Genomic DNA, 221 nt, shown 5'->3' with positions numbered 1-221 from the left:
GCAGACAGCGAGATATTTAAGGAGATCAAGCCGCTGTTTGCATAATACCAAGGGAAAAAAGGCCGGAACTTCGACGCAGGCTTGCCTGCAAGAGAAGTTTTGACCTTTTGGCCCGCCAAAAGCATGAGTAAGTAGCCATTTTTCGAAGAAAAATGAGCGGATTACGAATGCTTTTGAAGGTTGCGGGAGCACGCAGTGCGGAGCAACCTGGTATGAGAGAG

The organism is Clostridium sp. AM25-23AC (assembly GCF_003435125.1).
Classification (GTDB): domain Bacteria; phylum Bacillota; class Clostridia; order Lachnospirales; family Lachnospiraceae; genus Pilosibacter; species Pilosibacter fragilis.
Note: the sequence above shows the minus strand (reverse complement) of the source record.